The sequence below is a fragment of the Bacteroides cellulolyticus genome, assembly GCF_025567135.1.
Taxonomy (GTDB): domain Bacteria; phylum Bacteroidota; class Bacteroidia; order Bacteroidales; family Bacteroidaceae; genus Phocaeicola; species Phocaeicola cellulolyticus.
Genome location: NZ_JAOQJJ010000046.1, coordinates 1 through 507 on the forward strand (window position 1 = coordinate 1; position 507 = coordinate 507).

Sequence of the window (507 nt, forward strand, 5' to 3'; positions counted from 1 at the left end):
AGATATCAAGAAGGTTTATGCTTCTTGTACTACAGGCAAGTTTGTTTTTATTATATAGTCCTATAGCTCAGTTGGTTAGAGCGCTACACTGATAATGTAGAGGTCGGCAGTTCAACTCTGCCTGGGACTACATCGACGAAAGTCAATGTTTCAGGTAGCAAATCTATCTGAAATAATATCGACGAAAGTCAATGTTTTCAAACAGCAAAACTGAATGAAAATATAATGAAAAAAAGTTGCTTTTTTATTTGCGAGTTCAAAATAAAACACTTACCTTTGCACCCGCTTTTGAAAAGACAACAGCACGGGGGATTAGCTCAGCTGGCTAGAGCACCTGCTTTGCACGCAGGGGGTCAACGGTTCGAATCCGTTATTCTCCACTACAGATTGATAGGATAGACGTAGTCAATCCTTGAAAATATGAAAGATCTTTGACATGATGTAACAAGCTGAAAAAGTAAGAATTTGGTCAAAACCAAAAGAGCTAAAAGTATATATCATCCGCTC

Annotated in this window: 2 tRNA genes; both read left to right on the top strand. The window is 38.1% G+C overall.

The window, feature by feature from the left end:
- Window positions 1–56 precede the first annotated feature (56 nt).
- Window positions 57–130: transfer RNA gene (locus OCV82_RS15135), tRNA-Ile, on the top strand.
- A 176-nt stretch (window positions 131–306) separates the two neighbouring features.
- A tRNA-Ala gene (locus tag OCV82_RS15140) sits at window positions 307–380 on the top strand.
- Window positions 381–507: the final 127 nt, after the last annotated feature.